This is a genomic window from Lelliottia sp. JS-SCA-14 (assembly GCF_035593345.1).
Lineage (GTDB): Bacteria > Pseudomonadota > Gammaproteobacteria > Enterobacterales > Enterobacteriaceae > Enterobacter > Enterobacter wanjuensis.
This window is the reverse complement of record NZ_CP141606.1, coordinates 2,764,262-2,780,447: the sequence shown is the minus strand read 5'-3', so window position 1 is coordinate 2,780,447 and position 16,186 is coordinate 2,764,262. Positions and strand designations below refer to the sequence as shown.

Annotated in this window: 19 protein-coding genes; 16 read left to right on the top strand and 3 right to left on the bottom strand. The window is 61.2% G+C overall.

All coding sequences use genetic code 11. The features are described from left to right. Positions 1-10: 10 nt before the first annotated feature. The 16 genes from U9O48_RS13060 to U9O48_RS12985 all read left to right on the top strand — a co-directional run bounded on the left by U9O48_RS13060 (position 11) and on the right by U9O48_RS12985 (position 12,679). Positions 11-370: an IacB protein gene (locus U9O48_RS13060; protein ID WP_282494577.1), complete on the top strand. Its 360-nt coding sequence runs from the start codon at positions 11-13 to the stop codon at positions 368-370. A gap of 4 nt (positions 371-374) precedes the next feature. Next, positions 375-911, top strand: a complete 537-nt coding sequence (locus tag U9O48_RS13055; protein ID WP_324722633.1) for a nuclear transport factor 2 family protein — start codon at positions 375-377, stop codon at positions 909-911. Then, entirely contained in the window at positions 908-2,221 is a 1,314-nt protein-coding gene (locus U9O48_RS13050; protein ID WP_324722632.1) for an aromatic ring-hydroxylating dioxygenase subunit alpha, read from the top strand. Before U9O48_RS13055 ends, U9O48_RS13050 begins: the two co-directional genes overlap by 4 nt. After that, the gene (locus U9O48_RS13045; protein ID WP_324724402.1) at positions 2,221-2,700 is read left to right on the top strand and encodes an aromatic-ring-hydroxylating dioxygenase subunit beta; all 480 of its coding nucleotides are present in this window, start codon (positions 2,221-2,223) and stop codon (positions 2,698-2,700) included. Before U9O48_RS13050 ends, U9O48_RS13045 begins: the two co-directional genes overlap by 1 nt. Before the next feature lie 10 nt (positions 2,701-2,710). Then, complete coding sequence (locus U9O48_RS13040; RefSeq protein WP_324722631.1) at positions 2,711-3,445, top strand: SDR family NAD(P)-dependent oxidoreductase; 735 nt, start codon at positions 2,711-2,713, stop codon at positions 3,443-3,445. A 9-nt stretch (positions 3,446-3,454) separates the two neighbouring features. Then, complete coding sequence (locus tag U9O48_RS13035) at positions 3,455-4,387, top strand: PDR/VanB family oxidoreductase (protein WP_324722630.1); 933 nt, start codon at positions 3,455-3,457, stop codon at positions 4,385-4,387. A 10-nt stretch (positions 4,388-4,397) separates the two neighbouring features. Next, a complete protein-coding gene (locus U9O48_RS13030) occupies positions 4,398-4,892 on the top strand; it encodes a flavin reductase (protein WP_282494571.1) in 495 nt (164 codons plus the stop codon). A gap of 92 nt (positions 4,893-4,984) precedes the next feature. Further along, entirely contained in the window at positions 4,985-6,241 is a 1,257-nt protein-coding gene (locus tag U9O48_RS13025; RefSeq protein ID WP_416382226.1) for an MFS transporter, read from the top strand. Further along, complete coding sequence (locus U9O48_RS13020; protein WP_282494569.1) at positions 6,238-6,924, top strand: 3-oxoacid CoA-transferase subunit A; 687 nt, start codon at positions 6,238-6,240, stop codon at positions 6,922-6,924. The genes U9O48_RS13025 and U9O48_RS13020 overlap by 4 nt, the downstream gene beginning before the upstream one ends. Next, on the top strand, positions 6,921-7,583 hold the full coding sequence (locus U9O48_RS13015; RefSeq protein WP_285149005.1) for a 3-oxoacid CoA-transferase subunit B: 663 nt from the start codon (positions 6,921-6,923) through the stop codon (positions 7,581-7,583). The genes U9O48_RS13020 and U9O48_RS13015 overlap by 4 nt, the downstream gene beginning before the upstream one ends. Positions 7,584-7,592: 9 nt before the next feature. Continuing rightward, positions 7,593-8,372, top strand: a complete 780-nt coding sequence (gene pcaD, locus U9O48_RS13010; protein ID WP_324722628.1) for a 3-oxoadipate enol-lactonase — start codon at positions 7,593-7,595, stop codon at positions 8,370-8,372. Next, complete coding sequence (locus tag U9O48_RS13005; protein ID WP_324722627.1) at positions 8,356-9,480, top strand: muconate cycloisomerase family protein; 1,125 nt, start codon at positions 8,356-8,358, stop codon at positions 9,478-9,480. The genes pcaD and U9O48_RS13005 overlap by 17 nt, the downstream gene beginning before the upstream one ends. A gap of 2 nt (positions 9,481-9,482) precedes the next feature. Then, entirely contained in the window at positions 9,483-9,773 is a 291-nt protein-coding gene (gene catC / locus U9O48_RS13000) for a muconolactone Delta-isomerase (protein WP_285157994.1), read from the top strand. A 39-nt stretch (positions 9,774-9,812) separates the two neighbouring features. Further along, positions 9,813-10,739, top strand: a complete 927-nt coding sequence (catA, locus tag U9O48_RS12995) for a catechol 1,2-dioxygenase (RefSeq protein ID WP_285157993.1) — start codon at positions 9,813-9,815, stop codon at positions 10,737-10,739. A gap of 202 nt (positions 10,740-10,941) precedes the next feature. Continuing rightward, on the top strand, positions 10,942-11,904 hold the full coding sequence (locus tag U9O48_RS12990) for a fatty acid desaturase (protein WP_324724401.1): 963 nt from the start codon (positions 10,942-10,944) through the stop codon (positions 11,902-11,904). Next, complete coding sequence (locus tag U9O48_RS12985; RefSeq protein ID WP_324722626.1) at positions 11,897-12,679, top strand: phosphate/phosphite/phosphonate ABC transporter substrate-binding protein; 783 nt, start codon at positions 11,897-11,899, stop codon at positions 12,677-12,679. Before U9O48_RS12990 ends, U9O48_RS12985 begins: the two co-directional genes overlap by 8 nt. Positions 12,680-12,760: 81 nt before the next feature. Here the strand turns inward: U9O48_RS12985 and U9O48_RS12980 are convergent, their stop codons facing one another. Genes U9O48_RS12980 through U9O48_RS12970 form a run of 3 tightly spaced genes read right to left on the bottom strand, consistent with a single transcriptional unit; the run spans position 12,761 to position 16,111 of the window. Continuing rightward, a complete protein-coding gene (locus U9O48_RS12980; protein WP_285148999.1) occupies positions 12,761-13,081 on the bottom strand; it encodes an AzlD domain-containing protein in 321 nt (106 codons plus the stop codon). Further along, positions 13,081-13,821 carry an AzlC family ABC transporter permease gene (locus U9O48_RS12975; protein WP_285155797.1) on the bottom strand — a complete coding sequence of 247 codons (741 nt, stop codon included), beginning with the start codon at positions 13,819-13,821 and terminating at the stop codon, positions 13,081-13,083. Before U9O48_RS12975 ends, U9O48_RS12980 begins: the two co-directional genes overlap by 1 nt. A gap of 13 nt (positions 13,822-13,834) precedes the next feature. Then, positions 13,835-16,111, bottom strand: coding sequence for an FdhF/YdeP family oxidoreductase (locus tag U9O48_RS12970; protein ID WP_324722625.1), 2,277 nt, complete (start codon positions 16,109-16,111; stop codon positions 13,835-13,837). Between the last annotated feature and the right edge of the window lie 75 nt (positions 16,112-16,186).

The window sequence follows — 16,186 nt, the reverse complement described above, 5'->3', positions numbered from 1 at the left end:
GGAGCAACAGATGAGCCAGTCAACAACGTTACGTGTGCTGTTTTGCATCGGGGTAAATCAGAACTTTTTCGACGCCAGCCCGGCGGAAGCCAAACAGGTGTGGGGCGCTTTCGGCGTGATGATGAAAGGGATCGAAGAGACCCCAGGCATTCGCGTCATCGGCAACATGGATGACGACCAGCTGATGGTCGGCCCGTCCACCACCGCGCCCTGGACCACCTACGTGCTGGCGGACGCCGAGAAACTGGAGAACGTCGCCGCCGTCTGCAACCTGTTCCGCACCACGCCGGTGGGCGAGGGCGGCAGCAAACTGTGGAAGTACTGCAAAATCGAAGCCCGCGTGGGCCGCGAACTGATTATCCAGGGCTAAGACCATGAACGCACAGGATGCGCTGCGCTTACAGCAGCTCGAAGACAGCCAGGCGGCGCGGGTGTGCATCAGCGATTACATGCGCCTGTGCGACCAGCTCGACAGCACCGACACCGTGCAGGCGATTGGCGCGCTCTTTACCGCCGACGCCTGCTGGGAAGGGCTCGGCGAACCCTACGCTACCCGCCTCGGTAAACACCTGGGGCGCGAGGCGATAGTCACCATGATGGCAAGCTACGTACGACAGCCCGCGCACTTTGCCCTCAACGCGCATTTCCTGTGCTCGGAAGCGCTGGGCCATACGCCGGACGGCGAACTGCGCGGGCGCTGGCTGATGCTGCAAACCTCGGAATTTACCGCCGGGGGCGCGCACCTCAACGCGGCGGAAATCTGCGTCACCTTTGTGCGCGAGGCAAACGGCATGGCGATGCGCCACTTCACCACCCGCAACCTGTTCAGCCGACCGGTGGACCGCTGGCATGCGGCGGATGAATTACCTGTCCCTGATAAAAAAGAAAACGTGCAGGAGAACCAGACATGAATTGCGATCACCTGATCACCATTAAAAATATCGACACCACGCCGCACTCTCTGCCGACATCGGCAGAGATTGCCGGGCTGGTACAAAGCGACCGCGTCCACACCTCGCTTTATACCTCCGACAGCCTGTTCCAGCTCGAGCTGGATCGCATCTTCAGCAAGACCTGGGTGTGGGTGGCGCACGCCAGTGAAATCCCGGAGACCGGCAGCTTCAAAACCACCGAGCTGGGTACTCAGCCGGTGATCGTGGTACGCGATCGCAAAGGCACCGTCCACACGCTGCTCAACCGCTGCCGTCACCGCGCGGCGACCGTGTGCGAACACCGCAGCGGGAAAACCAACAGCTTCGTCTGCCCGTACCACGGCTGGGGCTATGCCCTGGACGGCAGCCTGCGCGGCGTGCCGCACCCGGAAAGCTACGCGGATCGGCTGGAAAAAGGCGAACTGGGGCTGGTTTCCCTGCGCACGGAACAGTACGCGGGGATGATTTTCGCCACCTTTAACGAGCAGATTGAACCCCTGGAAGATTTCCTCGGCGCGGCGAAAAAGTGGATGGATCTGTTTATGAAGCAGGGCGCGGGCTATCCGATCAAAACCGGCCCGGCGCACCGCTTCCGCTTCCCCGGCAACTGGAAAATCCAGCTCGAAAACACCACCGACGGCTACCACTTCCCGGTGGTGCACCGCTCATTCTTAAGCTCCGTCGATAAGCAGACCGAAGAGATGCTCAACTTCGTCGACGGCAGCGGCTACGTGGAAGATCTCGGCAATGGCCACAGCGTGATGGTGATGATCCCGGAATTAGTGGATCTCGAGGCCAATCTCGACGCACCGATCCCCGAGCGCTTTGAAGAACTGGCCGAGGCCCTGCGCGCCGACCACGACGAACAGCAGGTGCGTCGCATCGTGCGCGCCGTCGGCGGCTCCGGTTTTAACCTCAATATCTTCCCGAACATCGCCTGTTCGATGGCCTTCTTCCGCGTGCTCCAGCCGGTGTCGGTCAACGAAACCGAAATCCACCACGCGGTGATCACCATGGACGGCGGGCCAGACATCGCTAACCAGGCGCGCCTGCGTCTGCACGAACACTTCCAGGGGCCGATGGGCTTCGGCACGCCGGACGACTCGGAAGCCTGGGAGCGCGTACAGCGCGGCGCCACGGCGGGCGACGACCTGTGGATCATGCTCAATCGCGGGCTGGCGGGCGAGTACCGCACCGACGACGGGCTGCGCAGCGATGTCAGCGCCGAAACCGGAATGCGCGCCGCCTACCAGCAGTGGAAAAAACTGATGACGGAGAGCGAACAATGATGACGCCAGAATCTCAACTCTTTGCCGCCGTGACCCTGATTAACCTCGAGGGCGACCTGCTCGATCAGGGCGAATTCACCGCCTGGCTGGATCTGTGGCAGCACGACGGTCTGTACGTGGTGCCGATCGACCCGAACGAGACCGATTTCAAAAACACCCTGAACTACGCCTGCGACGATCACCACATGCGTGAAAAACGCGTGCATCGCCTCTACAGCGGGGAGTCGATCTCCACCACGCCGCGCGCCAGAACCCTGCGCACGCTGTCGCGTTTTCGTCTGCTGGAAGCGAATGACGATTTACTGGTGGTGCGCGGGGCGCAGTCCCTGTGGGAACACCGCAAGGGTCACAGCCGCCATTACGCGGCGGATATCACCTGGCAGCTGCAGCGCGAGGGCGACCGCCTGCGCATCCAGCAGAAGGTGATCCGCCTGGTCAACAGCGACGATGTGCTGCACAGCATCGGCTACATCCTGTGAGGAATCGCTCATGACGCAAACCGCATTAGTGACCGGCGCGGCCGCCGGTCTGGGCAATGTCATCGCCGCGCACCTGCTGGAGCAGGGGTTCCAGGTGGTGCTGACGGACGTCGACGCCGCGCGTGCCCGGCAGGCGGCGGACGCGCTCGACCACGATAACGTGCTGGCACTGGGGCTGGATATCCGCCAGCCGGAGGATTTTACCCGCGCGCTGGACGCCACCGTTGCCCGTTTCGGCAGCTTACAGGTGCTGGTGAACAACGCTGCCCTGACCCTCGCCACGCCGGTGATGGAGATTGGCGTCGACGAGTTTGACCGGGTGATCTCCACCAACCTGCGCGGCACTTTCGTTGGCTGCCAGACGCTGGGGCGCTATTTCGCCGCCCAACACTACGGCCGCATTATCAACCTCGCGTCGCTCGCCGGGCAGAACGGCGGCACGGCATCCGGTGCGCACTACGCGGCCTCGAAGGGCGGTATTTTGACGCTGACCAAAATCTTCGCCCGCGAGCTGAGCAAATCCGGCGTGACGGTCAATGCCATCGCGCCGGGCCCGATGGATTCGCCGATGGTTCACGCCCTGGTGCCGGAAGAGAAAATGGCCGGGCTGCTGCAGATGATCCCGGTCGGGAAACTCGGCGAGCCGGAGTTTATCGCCCAGGCCGTGGCATTGCTGGCTTCCCCACAGGCGTCGTTTGTCACCGGGGCGACCTGGGACATCAACGGCGGTCTGTTCATGCGCTAAGGAGTTTTCATGCTGACTTTACAGGTGATCCGCCGCGAGCTGCAGGGCGAGGTGGTCCTGCTGACCCTGGCGCATGTGGATGGCATTCCGCTCCCGACGTTTCGCGCCGGGGCGCATATCGACCTGCATCTGAGCGCCGATCTGATTCGTCCGTACTCTCTGTGCAGCGACCCTAAGGACGCGCAGCATTACCAGCTCGGCGTGCTGAAAGTCTCACGCTCAACGGGCGGATCGCTCGCCGCCCACGCCCTGCGCGAAGGGGATGAGATTCAGGTCAGCGAGCCGCGCAACCTGTTTGCGCTGGACGATGCGGCGGCCCACAGCCTGCTGATTGGCGGCGGGATTGGCATCACGCCGATGCTGGCGATGGCGGCGGAACTCCACGCCGCCGGGCGCAGTTTTTCGCTGCATTACTGTGCCCGGTCACGCTCGCAGGCGGCGTTCATTCCGCAGCTGGAAAACGCCCCCTTCGCGGAACGGGTACACCTGCACTTTAGCGACGAGCAGCGTCTGAATCTGGACGCGGTGCTGTGCGACGTGCCCGACAACACCCACGTCTACACCTGCGGTCCGACGCGGCTGATGGATGCGGTGACCGATCGGGCGAAAGCCCAGGGATACCGCCAGGAGCAAATCCATCAGGAGTGTTTCAGCGCGGAAGTGCAGACCGGCGGTAAGGCTTTTGAAGTGGTGGCCGCGACCAGCGGCATCAGCGTGAAAGTGCTGGAAAACCAGACCATCGTCGAGGCGCTGGCTCAGGCCGGGCTGAAAGTGAATGTGTCGTGCAAGCAGGGGATCTGCGGCAGTTGCCTGACGGACGTGCTGGAAGGCGAGCCGGATCACCGCGACCACTATCTGACCGACGAAGAGAAAGCCGACGGCGATCAGATCCTGCTCTGTTGTTCGCGGGCGAAGTGCGCCCGTCTCGTTATCGATTTGTAAGGAATCACTTATGACACTGCAAACAGAATTTCGTAATGCGATGGCGCAGCTCGGCAGCGCGGTTTCGGTGATCACCACCGACGGCCCGGCGGGGAAATTTGGCTTTACCGCCTCGGCGGTCTGTAGCGTGACCGACCAGCCGCCAACGCTGCTGGTGTGCATGAACCGCAACTCCTACGCCCATCAGCACTTCAAACAGAACGGCACCCTGTGCGTCAACGTGCTCTCCGGGGAACATCAGGATCTCTCCGGTGTTTTTGCCAACGCCAGCCTGCGCTCTGAAGAGCGTTTTCTCCACGACCGCTGGCAGGTGATGAGCAGCGGCGCGCCGGTCCTAAGTTCAAGTGTCGCCAGCTTCGACTGCACCATCGACACCTGTCACGAAGTGGGCAGCCACAGCGTTTTCTACTGCCAGGTGCAGGCGATCCGCATCAGCGAGCAGCCGCGCGGGCTGGTCTACTTCAACCGCCGCTATCACACCGTCGGTGACGATGTGCAGGCGTAAGCCCACGACAACAAGAGGGGACGCGCGTTATGAGTAATGTCGTCACTGAAAACCGCGTGACCACCGCCGCGGGCAGCCAGGACGCGCAGCAGATGCGCAAGCTGGTGATCGCCTCGGTGCTGGGCAATGCGCTGGAGTGGTATGACTTTTTCCTGTACGGCACCGCGGCGGCGCTGGTGTTTGGCCCGCTGTTCTTCCCTGTAGGCGGCGATCCGCTCCAGGGCACGCTGCTGGCATTTTCCGGTTTCGCCGTGGGTTTCCTGGCCCGTCCGCTGGGTGGGATTGTCTTCGGGCATATCGGCGATCGTTACAGCCGCAAAATGACGCTGATCATGACCCTGACGCTGATGGGTGCCACCACTTTTGTAATTGGCCTCCTGCCGGTCTACGCGCAGATCGGCATCTGGGCACCGCTGTCGCTGATCATTCTGCGCTTCTTACAGGGCGTGGCCTCCGGCGGGGAGTGGGGCGGCGGGGTGCTGATGCTAAGTGAAAACGCGCCCGCGTCACGTCGCGGGTATTACACCGCCTGGAGCCAGATGGGGGTGTCTGGCGGGTTTGTCCTCTCGGCGTTTGCGTTCTACCTGGTGCAGAAACTGCCGGAATCAGACTTTATGAGCTGGGGCTGGCGCGTGCCGTTCCTGCTGAGCATCGTCATCTTTTTAGTCGGCGTTTACATCCGCAAAAACATCCGCGAGAGCAAGGCGTTTACTCAGGCCAAACCGGAAGACACGCACGAGAAAATCCCGCTGCTGGTGATTATCCGCGAACACCCGAAAGCGCTGCTGCAGGCGATTGCCCTGCGTCTGCCGGAGAACGGCGCGTCCTACATCTTCTTTACCTTCTCGGTGGTCTACGCCAAACACATCGGCATCAGCACCGGGGAGATCATCAGCGCCGTAACCCTGGCGATGCTGGTGGAGTTCTTCTCGATTCTGTTCTGGGGGGCGCTGTCGGATCGCATCGGCCTCAAGCCGGTCTACTACATCGGCGTGATTGGCCTGCTGGTGATGGCGTTCCCGTTCTTCTGGCTGCTCGCAACCGGGACGTACGGCTGGATCATGCTGGCGATGCTGCTCGGGCTGCCGTTCTGCCACGGGGCGATGATCGGCACCCAGCCCTGCATCATGAGCGATCTCTTCCCGGTGCGGGTGCGCTACTCCGGCCTGGCGCTGGGGCACGAAGTGGGATCGATCTTCTCCGGCGGTCTGGGACCAATGCTGGCGGTGGCGTTGCTGATGGAGTTTAACGCCTCGTGGCCGGTCTCCCTTCTGCTGATGGTTTACGCCCTGCTGGCGTGGATTGCCCTGCGCAGCCTGCCGAATCACAACAAAGAGGCTCAGGAATGATTGATAAACGGATTGCCACGCTGGATGGCGCGGTGAAAGACATTTTTGACGGCGCGACGGTGATGGTTGGCGGCTTTGGCCCGGCGGGGCAACCGTCCGATCTGCTGGACGCCCTGATCCGCCGCCGCCCGCGCGAACTCACCCTCATCAGCAACAACGCTGGCAACGGCGACTACGGTCTGGCGGCGCTGCTGAAAGCCGGATGTGTGAAGAAGGTGATCTGCTCCTTCCCGCGTCAGGTGGATTCCTGGGTGTTTGACGATCTCTATCGTCGCGGCGAGGTCGAACTGGAGCTGGTGCCGCAGGGCAATCTCGCGGCGCGCATTCAGGCGGGCGGGTCGGGATTAGGCGGCATTTTTACGCCGACCGGTTACGGCACAGAGCTTGCCGGGGGTAAAGAGACGCGCCATATCGATGGCAAAGATTACGTCTTTGAACTGCCGCTGAAAGCCGATTTCGCGCTGATCAAAGCGCTGAAAGCCGACCGCTGGGGCAACCTGGTGTACGACAAAACCGGCCGCAACTTTGGCCCAATCATGGCCGCTGCGGCGAGCTGCACCATTGCACAGGTGAGCGAGTGTGTGGCCCTCGGCGAGCTGGACCCGGAAGCGGTGGTGACGCCGGGGATTTTCGTCCAGCGCGTCATTCAGGTTGCCCGCACATCACTCAAGGAGATCGCGTGAACACATTGACGCATCAACAGCTTGCCGAACGCATTGCGCGCGACATCCCCGAGGGGGCCTACGTTAATCTCGGCATCGGTATGCCGACCCAGATTGCCAACTATCTCCCGGCGGACCGCGAGATTTTCCTGCACAGCGAAAACGGCATTCTCGGCATGGGGCCAGCGCCTGCGCCGGGGGAGGAAGACGCTGAGCTGATTAACGCCGGTAAACAGCCGGTGACGTTGCTGGCGGGCGGCTGCTATTTCCACCACGGCGACTCCTTCACCATGATGCGCGGCGGGCACCTGGATATCTGTGTGCTCGGGGCCTACCAGGTCTCGGCGCGGGGCGATCTCGCCAACTGGAGCACCGGCGCGCCGTCCGCCATTCCTGCCGTTGGCGGGGCGATGGACCTGGCGATCGGGGCCAAAAAAGTGTTCGTGATGACCGAACATCTGACCAAAAAGGGCGAGTGCAAAATCGTCGAGCAATGCACCTATCCCCTGACCGGGATGGCCTGCATCGACCGCATCTACAGCGATATGGCGGTGATGGATATCACCCCGCAGGGCGTGATGGTGCGCGAGCTGTTTGGCGACATCACGGCGGAGTATTTGCAGTCCGTCACGCCGGTGGCGCTGACGTTCGCGCTGCTGACCGAAGACGCGACGGCGTAAGGAGAATCTATGGAGATTGAGTATCGGCTTGATGGCCCGGAGGACGCGCCGCTGCTGGTGCTGTCGAATTCGTTAGGCACTACCTGGGAGATGTGGCAGGCGCAAATCCCAGCGCTGACGCAACATTTTCGCGTGCTGCGCTACAACACGCGCGGACACGGGCGTTCAGCCGTCGGGCAACAGCCCGTCACCCTCGAGCGACTCGGGCAGGACGTGATTGCCCGGCTGGATCATCTCGACGTGGAGCGGGCCTGTTTTTGCGGGATCTCGCTTGGCGGGATGACCGGGATGTGGCTCAACCGCCACGCGCCGGAGCGATTTCAGCGAATTGTGGTGGCCAACACCGCCGCGCGAATTGGGCAGGAGGCGGGCTGGCGTGAGCGTGCCGCGACGGTGCGCGCGCAGGGCATGAACCCGGTTGCCGAGAGCGCCGCCGACCGCTGGTTTACGCCTGCGTTTCGCCACAGTAATCCGGAGGTGGTTTATCCGCTGATTGAGCAGCTCGCCGCGACGCCCGCCGAGGGCTACGCCGCCTGCTGCGACGCGCTGGCGATGGCCGATCTGCGAGATGAACTGACGCAAATGCCGCTCCCGATGCTGGTGATTGCCGGGGAAAGTGACACTGTCACCACCTCGCGAGACGCCGAAGCTATCGTGGTCGATGCCCCCCACGCGCACTGTCTGATTTTACCCGCCTCACACCTGTCGAATGTCGCCTGCGCGGCGGCGTTTAACCAGCATGTGATCACCTTTTTAACCGCAGGAGCCGAGCATGAGCCTCACCATTGAATCCATCACCTGTTGGCTGGTGGATATCCCAACCATCCGCCCGCACAAGCTGTCGATGGCGACCATGGGCTGCCAGACCCTGACCATTGTGCGCATGGAATGCGCGCAGGGCGTGGTCGGCTGGGGCGAAGCCACCACTATCGGCGGGCTGAGCTATGGGGCGGAAAGCCCGGAAGGCATTCGCTCGGCGATTGAAACCTATCTCGCGCCGCTGCTGTGCGGCCAGACGTTTAGCGGCGTCGCACCGCTCGCCGGGAAGATGAACGCCAGCGTCAAGGGCAACACCTTTGCCAAATCTGCGCTGGAAACCGCGTTTCTCGATGCGCTCGGCAAACAGCTCAATGTGCCCGTCAGCAGCCTGCTCGGCGGGGCACTCACGCCACGTCTGCCGGTGCTCTGGACCCTGGCGAGCGGCGACACTCACAAAGACATCGACGAGGGCAAACGCCTGCTGGCGGAAGGGCGGCACAACACCTTCAAGCTGAAAATCGGCGCGGGGGAACTGCACAGCGATATCCGCCACGCCCTGGCGATCAAGTCGGCGCTGGGCGATGAGGTCAGCATTCGCGTGGATGTGAATCAGGCGTGGGATCTGACCAGCGCGATCCAGGGCATGACGCGGTTACAGGAGGGCGGAATCGACCTGGTCGAGCAGCCGATCCCACTCTGGGACGCGCGCGGTCTCATTACGCTGAGCCAGCGCTTTACCCTGCCAATCCTGGCGGACGAGGTGGTGGCAACCCTTCACGACGGCTATGCCCTGGCGAGCGGCGGCTTTACCGGGGCCTATGCCCTGAAAATCGCCAAAGCGGGCGGTCCGGCGCAGGCGCTGAAGCTGGCGCATACGGCGCAGGCCGCTGGCGTGGCGCTGTACGGCGGGACGATGCTGGAGGGGACGCTCGGCACGGTGGCCTCTCTTCACGCCTGGTCGACGATCAACATGCAGTGGGGCACCGAGATGTTCGGCCCGCTGCTGCTGAAAGACGACATCGTGGCAAACCCTCTCGATTTCCGCGACGGCCAGGTGACCCTACCGCAGGGGCCGGGCCTGGGCGTCGAGATCGACGAAGACAAACTGCGTTATTACGCCAGAAAAGAGAGGAACTGAGCATGCTATTTAAAGTCGAGATGACGGTGAATATTCCCGCCACGCTGCCCGCAGCCCAGGCAGAAGAAATAAAAGCCAGAGAAAAAGCCTATTCGCAGCAATTACAGCGCGAAGGGAAATGGCTGCATATCTGGCGAGTGGTCGGGCAATACGCCAACGTCAGTCTGTTTGAGGTGAAAGATAATCAGGAGCTGCACGAGATAATAACCGGCCTGCCGCTATTTCCGTATATGGACATCACGGTGCAGCCCTTGTGCGAACACCCGTCATCTATTTATTCCGAAAAGTCGTAACACCTAATAATAAACCTTACCCTACAAGAGGAATACGCAATGTCAGTCAATCCAACCAAACAAACCGAACTGGAAACATTACTCGCCATCAGCAGCGGATTAAATTCTGCCCAGGGTAACGAGCGTTTTAAAACGATTATGCATCAGCTCCTCGGTGACCTGTGCGCGACCATTAAAAAGTTCGATATCACCGACGAAGAGTTCTGGCTGGCGGTGAATTATCTCAACGAACTCGGCGAGCGCAAAGAGGCGGCGCTGCTGGCGGCAGGGCTCGGGCTGGAGCATTACCTCGATATGCGTGCCGACGAGAAAGAGGCGGCGACGGGCAATGACGTCGGCACGCCGCGCACCATCGAAGGGCCGCTGTACGTGGCGAACGCGCCATTGAGTGAGGGTTACGCCCGCATGGACGACGGTAGCGAGAAGGCCGAAACCATGTGGCTGCACGGGACCATCACCGATCTGCACGGCAAACCGGTGGCCGGGGCGATTGTCGATATCTGGCACGCCAACACGCTCGGCGGCTACTCGTTCTTTGATGCGTCGCAGAGCGAATACAACCTCCGCCGCCGCGTAAAAACCGGCGCGGATGGTCGCTACGCGGTGCGCAGCATCGTGCCATGCGGCTACGGCTGCCCGCCGGATGGACCAACGCAAAAACTGCTCAATGGGCTGGGGCGTCACGGCAATCGCCCGGCGCATGTGCATTTCTTTGTCTCCGCGCCGGGCTTTAAACATCTCACCACTCAGATTAACCTCAACGGCGATGAATATCTGTGGGACGATTTTGCCTTTGCCACCCGCGAAGAGCTGATCGCCGATCCAATTAAAATCACCGACAGCAAGGTATCGCAGGAGCGCGATATTAATGGCCCGCATACGGAGGTCAGTTTTGATTTCGCCTTAGTGACCAGTGCCGACAGCCACGAAGAAGAGCGCGGCAAGCGTGCGCGGGTGAAGGAATAACGCGCGAGGACATTGTCGGGTGGCGGCTTCGCCTTACCCGACCTACAAAACCCAATAATGTAGGCCGGGTAAGGCGAAGCCGCCACCCGGCAATAATGCGCAATATCCGGCAAAGCATTACCATTTAAATTCTTTGTGATTTCCGACGTTATCTCACATCTTCGTGGGATAACGTCATATTACGGAAATGGCATTGAAACACATGGGTCAACGGTCGCCTCTCTATTTACACCCGCAGCAACGCGATACACTTCGCCAGCTCTCCCAAAGCTGGCTCTGGCGCAGCGAATTACCCACCTGGGGGTTAATCGTCGTCATTTACGGCGGCTGGTTTGCCACGCTGTTTTACTGGCAAACCCTCGGACGACTGCCCGCCACGCTGCTGCTGATCGGGTTTACCGCCTGGTATATGTCGCTTCAGCACGAGCTGATCCACGGGCATCCGACGCGTCTCGCCTGGTTTAACCAACTGCTCGGCACGCTGCCGCTGGCGGTGTGGTACCCGTACGGGCTGTATCGCGATTCGCATCTGGCGCATCACAATCATGACCACCTGACGGTTCCGGTGGACGACCCTGAATCCTACTATTTCACCGATGAAACCTGGGCAACATTCTCCCCCTGGCAACGCAAGCTGATTCATGCACGCAATACCTTTCCCGGTCGGCTGCTGCTGGCACCGCTGCTGGATATTGCCCAGACGCTTGCGGGCGCATACCGGGCGTTTCGCCATCTGGAGCGCAGGAGTATGGCGATGTGGCTGATTCACGTCGCGCTGCTGGTGCCGCTGTTTGCCTTGATGGAAATGGTCGGCTTTTCAGCGCTATTTTTTGTGGTCGCGGTGAGTTATCCCGCGCTGGCGCTCACGAAAGTGCGCTCGTTCCTCGAGCATCAGGCGGCGGACGATCCGCACGCACGCTCGGTGATCAACGAAGCCTCCCTGGTGTGGCGGGTGCTGTTTCTCAATCTCAACTATCATGTTGTGCATCACGATCTGCCCGGCGTGCCCTGGTACGGCCTGCGGGCGATCTATCTGCGCGATAAAGCGCAGTATCAGCAGCGCAACCAGCACTTTGTGGTGCGCGGCTACGGGGAATGGCTGCGCCGCTTCTGGGCGAAAGCCGTTGATGTCACCGTCCATCCGGGTGTGAAACAACATGACTAATACCCTCGCGTTTCCGATGTATGGCGTGAACCAGGCTGACAATGAACGACTGTGGCAGGCGGTGCAGAGGCTGCTGCTCGAACGCGGTCTGGCGGTCAGCGGATGGAGTGGAGAAGATTTGCTCGCACACTGGCAAAGCGGCGACCTGCTCCTCAGCCAGACCTGCGGTTTCCCGCTGGTGACACAGCTGCCGGAGGTGCAGACGGTAGGGTGTTTTCACTACACCGCGCCCGGCTGCGAAGGGATTCACTACCGCAGTTTTCTGGTGGCGCGTGAGGCGGATGCGGGCAAAACGCTGGCGGATTTTCGCGGTCAGCGGGCGGTGTGTAATTCTGTCGATTCGCAGTCGGGGTATAACGCCCTGCGCAAAATGGTTGCCCCGCTCGCAGAGCAGGGACGGTTTTTTGCGCAAACGAGTTTAAGCGGGAGTCACCGGCAGTCGCTTAACGCGCTGACAGAAGGGGGCGCGGATATCGCTGCTATCGACTGCGTGACCTGGGCGTTATTGCAGCGCCATGAGCCTGAGTTAGTGGAGGGTTTGAGCGTGGTGGGGGAAACGCCGCTCGCGCCAGGGCTGCCGCTGATCACGGCGGGGGAGGCTTCGACGGTTGAGCTTCTGCGGGATGCGCTGAGCAGTTTGGTGAGTGACCCGCAGTACCGGAGTGTGTGCGAGGCGATGTTGATCGGCGGGTTTAGCGCGGTGTCGCGCGAGCCGTATTCTCTGTTGCTCGCGTGGCGCGATGAGGCGGCGGAGTTGGGGGTGGCGCGGATTTGACGTTGTGCCCACAGTGTCGGGTGGCGGCTGCGCCTTACCCGACCTACAAAATCCGCGACTGCCATCCGGCAACAAACCGCATCACCCCAATAAATAACTCAACCCTGAAAACGCCACCATCCCGGCGATCACCGTGGCAAACAGGCTGCGGGTGATAATCCCGGCGACGGTCGCCACGCCGGCTGCCAGCAGCGAAACGCTGATCCCCGACGGGGTCAGCGCTGGTTTACCGACCAGCTCCGCCGTGATAATCGCCGCCATGATCGCCGAGGGAATAAAGCTCAGCCACTGCTGCAGCACGGGCGCCAGCCGAAAGCGCGAAAGCAGCAGAATCGGCACCGTGCGCATCAGCGCCGTCACCACCGCGCAGGCGATAATCGCCAGTAAAATATTTCGCTCCATCATTTCCCGCCTTTATAGAACAGGCGCAGCCCGAGGGTCGCCAGGGTTGCGGACACCGATGCTGCCACGATCACCACCACGCTCATGTCCGTATGGCTGGCGGTCAGCAGGGTAATGACCACCGCCGCGGCGATGCTGAAGGACTCCAGCGCTTTGCGGCGACTGGCGAACCAGATCATCAGCACCAGGCCGATAAACATCGACACCAGGCTAAAGCTCAGCCCCTCCATCAACGACGGCGGCAGGGCGGATGCCAGCCACGCGCCGACGATGCAGGCGAGGATCCAGTTAAGCCACGCGGCCATGTTCAGCCCCAGCATCCACGCAAAGGGGACTTTGCTCTGCTGGCTGCCCTGCTGAACCGCCACGCCAAAGGTTTCGTCCGTCAGCAGCAGCCCGCTGACCACTTTTTGCAGGGTGGTGTAGTCGCGGAAAAATACGCTCATCGCCGAGCTCATCAGCAGATAGCGCAGATTGACGAGGAAGACGCTCAGCACCACCGAGGCGATCTCCGCGCCGGTGGCCCACAGGGAATAGAACAGAAACTGGGCTGAGCCCGCGTACAGCGCGCTCGCCAGCAGGGCAGTTTGTAAAGTCGTAAACCCGGCGAGGGTACCGATGGCTCCGGCGGCAAAGCCGATGCTCCAGTAGCCGGGGATGGTCGGCAGACAGGCGGTGATCCCGGCGCGAAATTCCATGCTGGCCTCGTTCCGTGGCAGCGCTTTTGTTTTCATCAACATCACATTGTCTCTTTTATATCGCACGGATCTCTTTTGATCGCAGCGTCACCCGGACGGGCACCGATTTATAGGACGGTGTCCCGCTGTCTTTGTCAAGATAATCGAGGGGAACCAGCACGTTAGCCTCGGGATAATAGGCCCCGACCGTCCCTGCCGCGATGCTGTAGGCCACCACGGTGATGTCTTCCAGATGCTGAACGCTATCAGGTAACGCAGTGGAAATATCCACCCGGTCGCCATGCTCCAGGCCGAGCCGCGCCATGTCACCTTCGTTCATAAACAGAATATCGCGGCGGCCAAACACGCCGCGGTAGCGGTCGTCCAGGGCATAAATGGTGGTGTTGTACTGGTCGTGACTGCGAAGCGTCACCAGGCGCAGAACGTTGTCGCCGACGCCAGCCCGGTTTTCATCCACGCCCTCAAACACCGAGAACATCGCTTTGCCCGTTGGCGTCGGCCAGACGCGCTCGGTCGGCGGGAGCGGCATGCGAAAACCGCCGGGGACGCGGATGCGCTGGTTGTACTGCTCAAAGCCGGGGATGGTTTTTTCAATCAGATCGCGGATCAGATCGTAATCCGTCACCAGGTTTTCCCAGTCGACTTTGGTGTGAGTCAGCGTGGCTTTCGCCAGCCCGGCAACAATCGCCGGTTCGGAGCGCAGCGCGGGCGAAGCGGGTTTGAGCTTGCCGGAAGAGGCATGCACCATCGACATGGAATCTTCCACGGTGATGGACTGACGGCCGGTCTGCTGCATATCCAGCTCCGTGCGGCCCAGGCAGGGGAACAGATACGTCTCTTTGGCGGTGAGCAGGTGGGTGCGGTTGAGCTTAGTCCCGACGTGGACGCTGAGATCCAGGCTACGCATCGCCGGAAACGCGCGGGCATGATCGGGCATCGCCACCGCGAAATTGCCGCCCAGACAGAGCATCGCCTTCGCCGAGCCGTTGATCATCGCCTCGGTGGCCTGTACCGCGTCGTGGCCGTGCGCCGCAGGCGGCGTAAAGCCAAACACCTCTTCAATTTTGCCAAGAAACGCCGCGGTCGGTTTTTCGGAGATCCCGACGGTGCGGTTGCCCTGTACGTTCGAGTGGCCGCGCAGCGGACAAATCCCCGCGCCCGGCTTGCCGATATTGCCGCGCATCAGCAGCAGGTCGGCAATCAGGCGCACGTTAGAGGTGCCTTTGTTGTGCTGGGTAATGCCCATGCCGTAGGTGATGATGGTGGCGTTCGATTTGGCGTAGGCCTCGGCGACCTGATGAAGATCCTGGCGCGTCAGGCCTGACTCGCGCTCAATCGATTCCCAATTGGTCGCCTGAATATCTGCCGCAAACGCTTCGAATCCCTGGGTGTGGGTGGCGATAAACGCCTGATCCAGGGCGTTTTCAAATTCCAGCAGATGTTTCGCGATGCCTTTCAGCGCGGCGGCGTCACCGCCCGCTTTGACCTGGAAATAGGTCGAGGCGATATCGGTGGAGCTGTAGGTTGCCATCTCCACCACGCTTTGCGGATCGGCAAAGCGCTCCAGGGCGCGCTCGCGCATCGGATTGAGCACGATAATCGGCACATTGCGTCGGGCCAGTTCGTGCAGCGTGCCCATCATCCGCGGGTGGTTGGTGCCGGGGTTATGCCCAATCGAAATCACCAGCTCGGTGTTATCAAAATCGTCCAGCGATACGGTGCCTTTCCCGATGCCGATGGAGCGCGGCAGACCGACGCTGGTGGCTTCGTGGCACATATTGGAACAATCAGGAAAATTATTGGTGCCGAGCTCGCGGGCGAACAGCTGGAACAGATAGGCCGCTTCGTTCGACGCCCGCCCGGAGGTGTAAAACTCAACCGCATCCGGCGGGAGTTCGCGCAGGATCTCGCCGATGCGCGCGAAGGCCTGTTCCCACTCGACCGGGCGGAAGGTGTCGCTCTCCGGGTGATACACCAGCGGATGGGTCAGACGCCCGTAGCCTTCGAGTTCGAAGTCGCTTTTTGCCAGCAGGGAAGATACGGTGTTTTCAGCGAAAAAGGCCGGTGTGACGCGTTTGCTGGTCGCTTCCCAGGTGACGGCTTTGGCGCCGTTTTCGCAGAACTGGAAGGTGGATTTGTGCTCTTTGTCGGGCCAGGCGCAGCCGGGGCAGTCAAATCCGTCAGGCTGGTTGGTGCGAAGCAGAGTGGCGGGGGCGTCGAGGGTGTCCATCTGCGTGCGAACGGCGATGGCGGTCGCTTTCAGCGCGCCCCATCCACCGGCAGGACCATCATAGTGCCTGATTCCTGGAACCGAGCGGCGTTTGTTGTTCATGTAAGCTCCGGCAATATCGATCAATAGATCAATTCTACACCGTTGGAGTTAACGAAATAACAACAAATAATCATC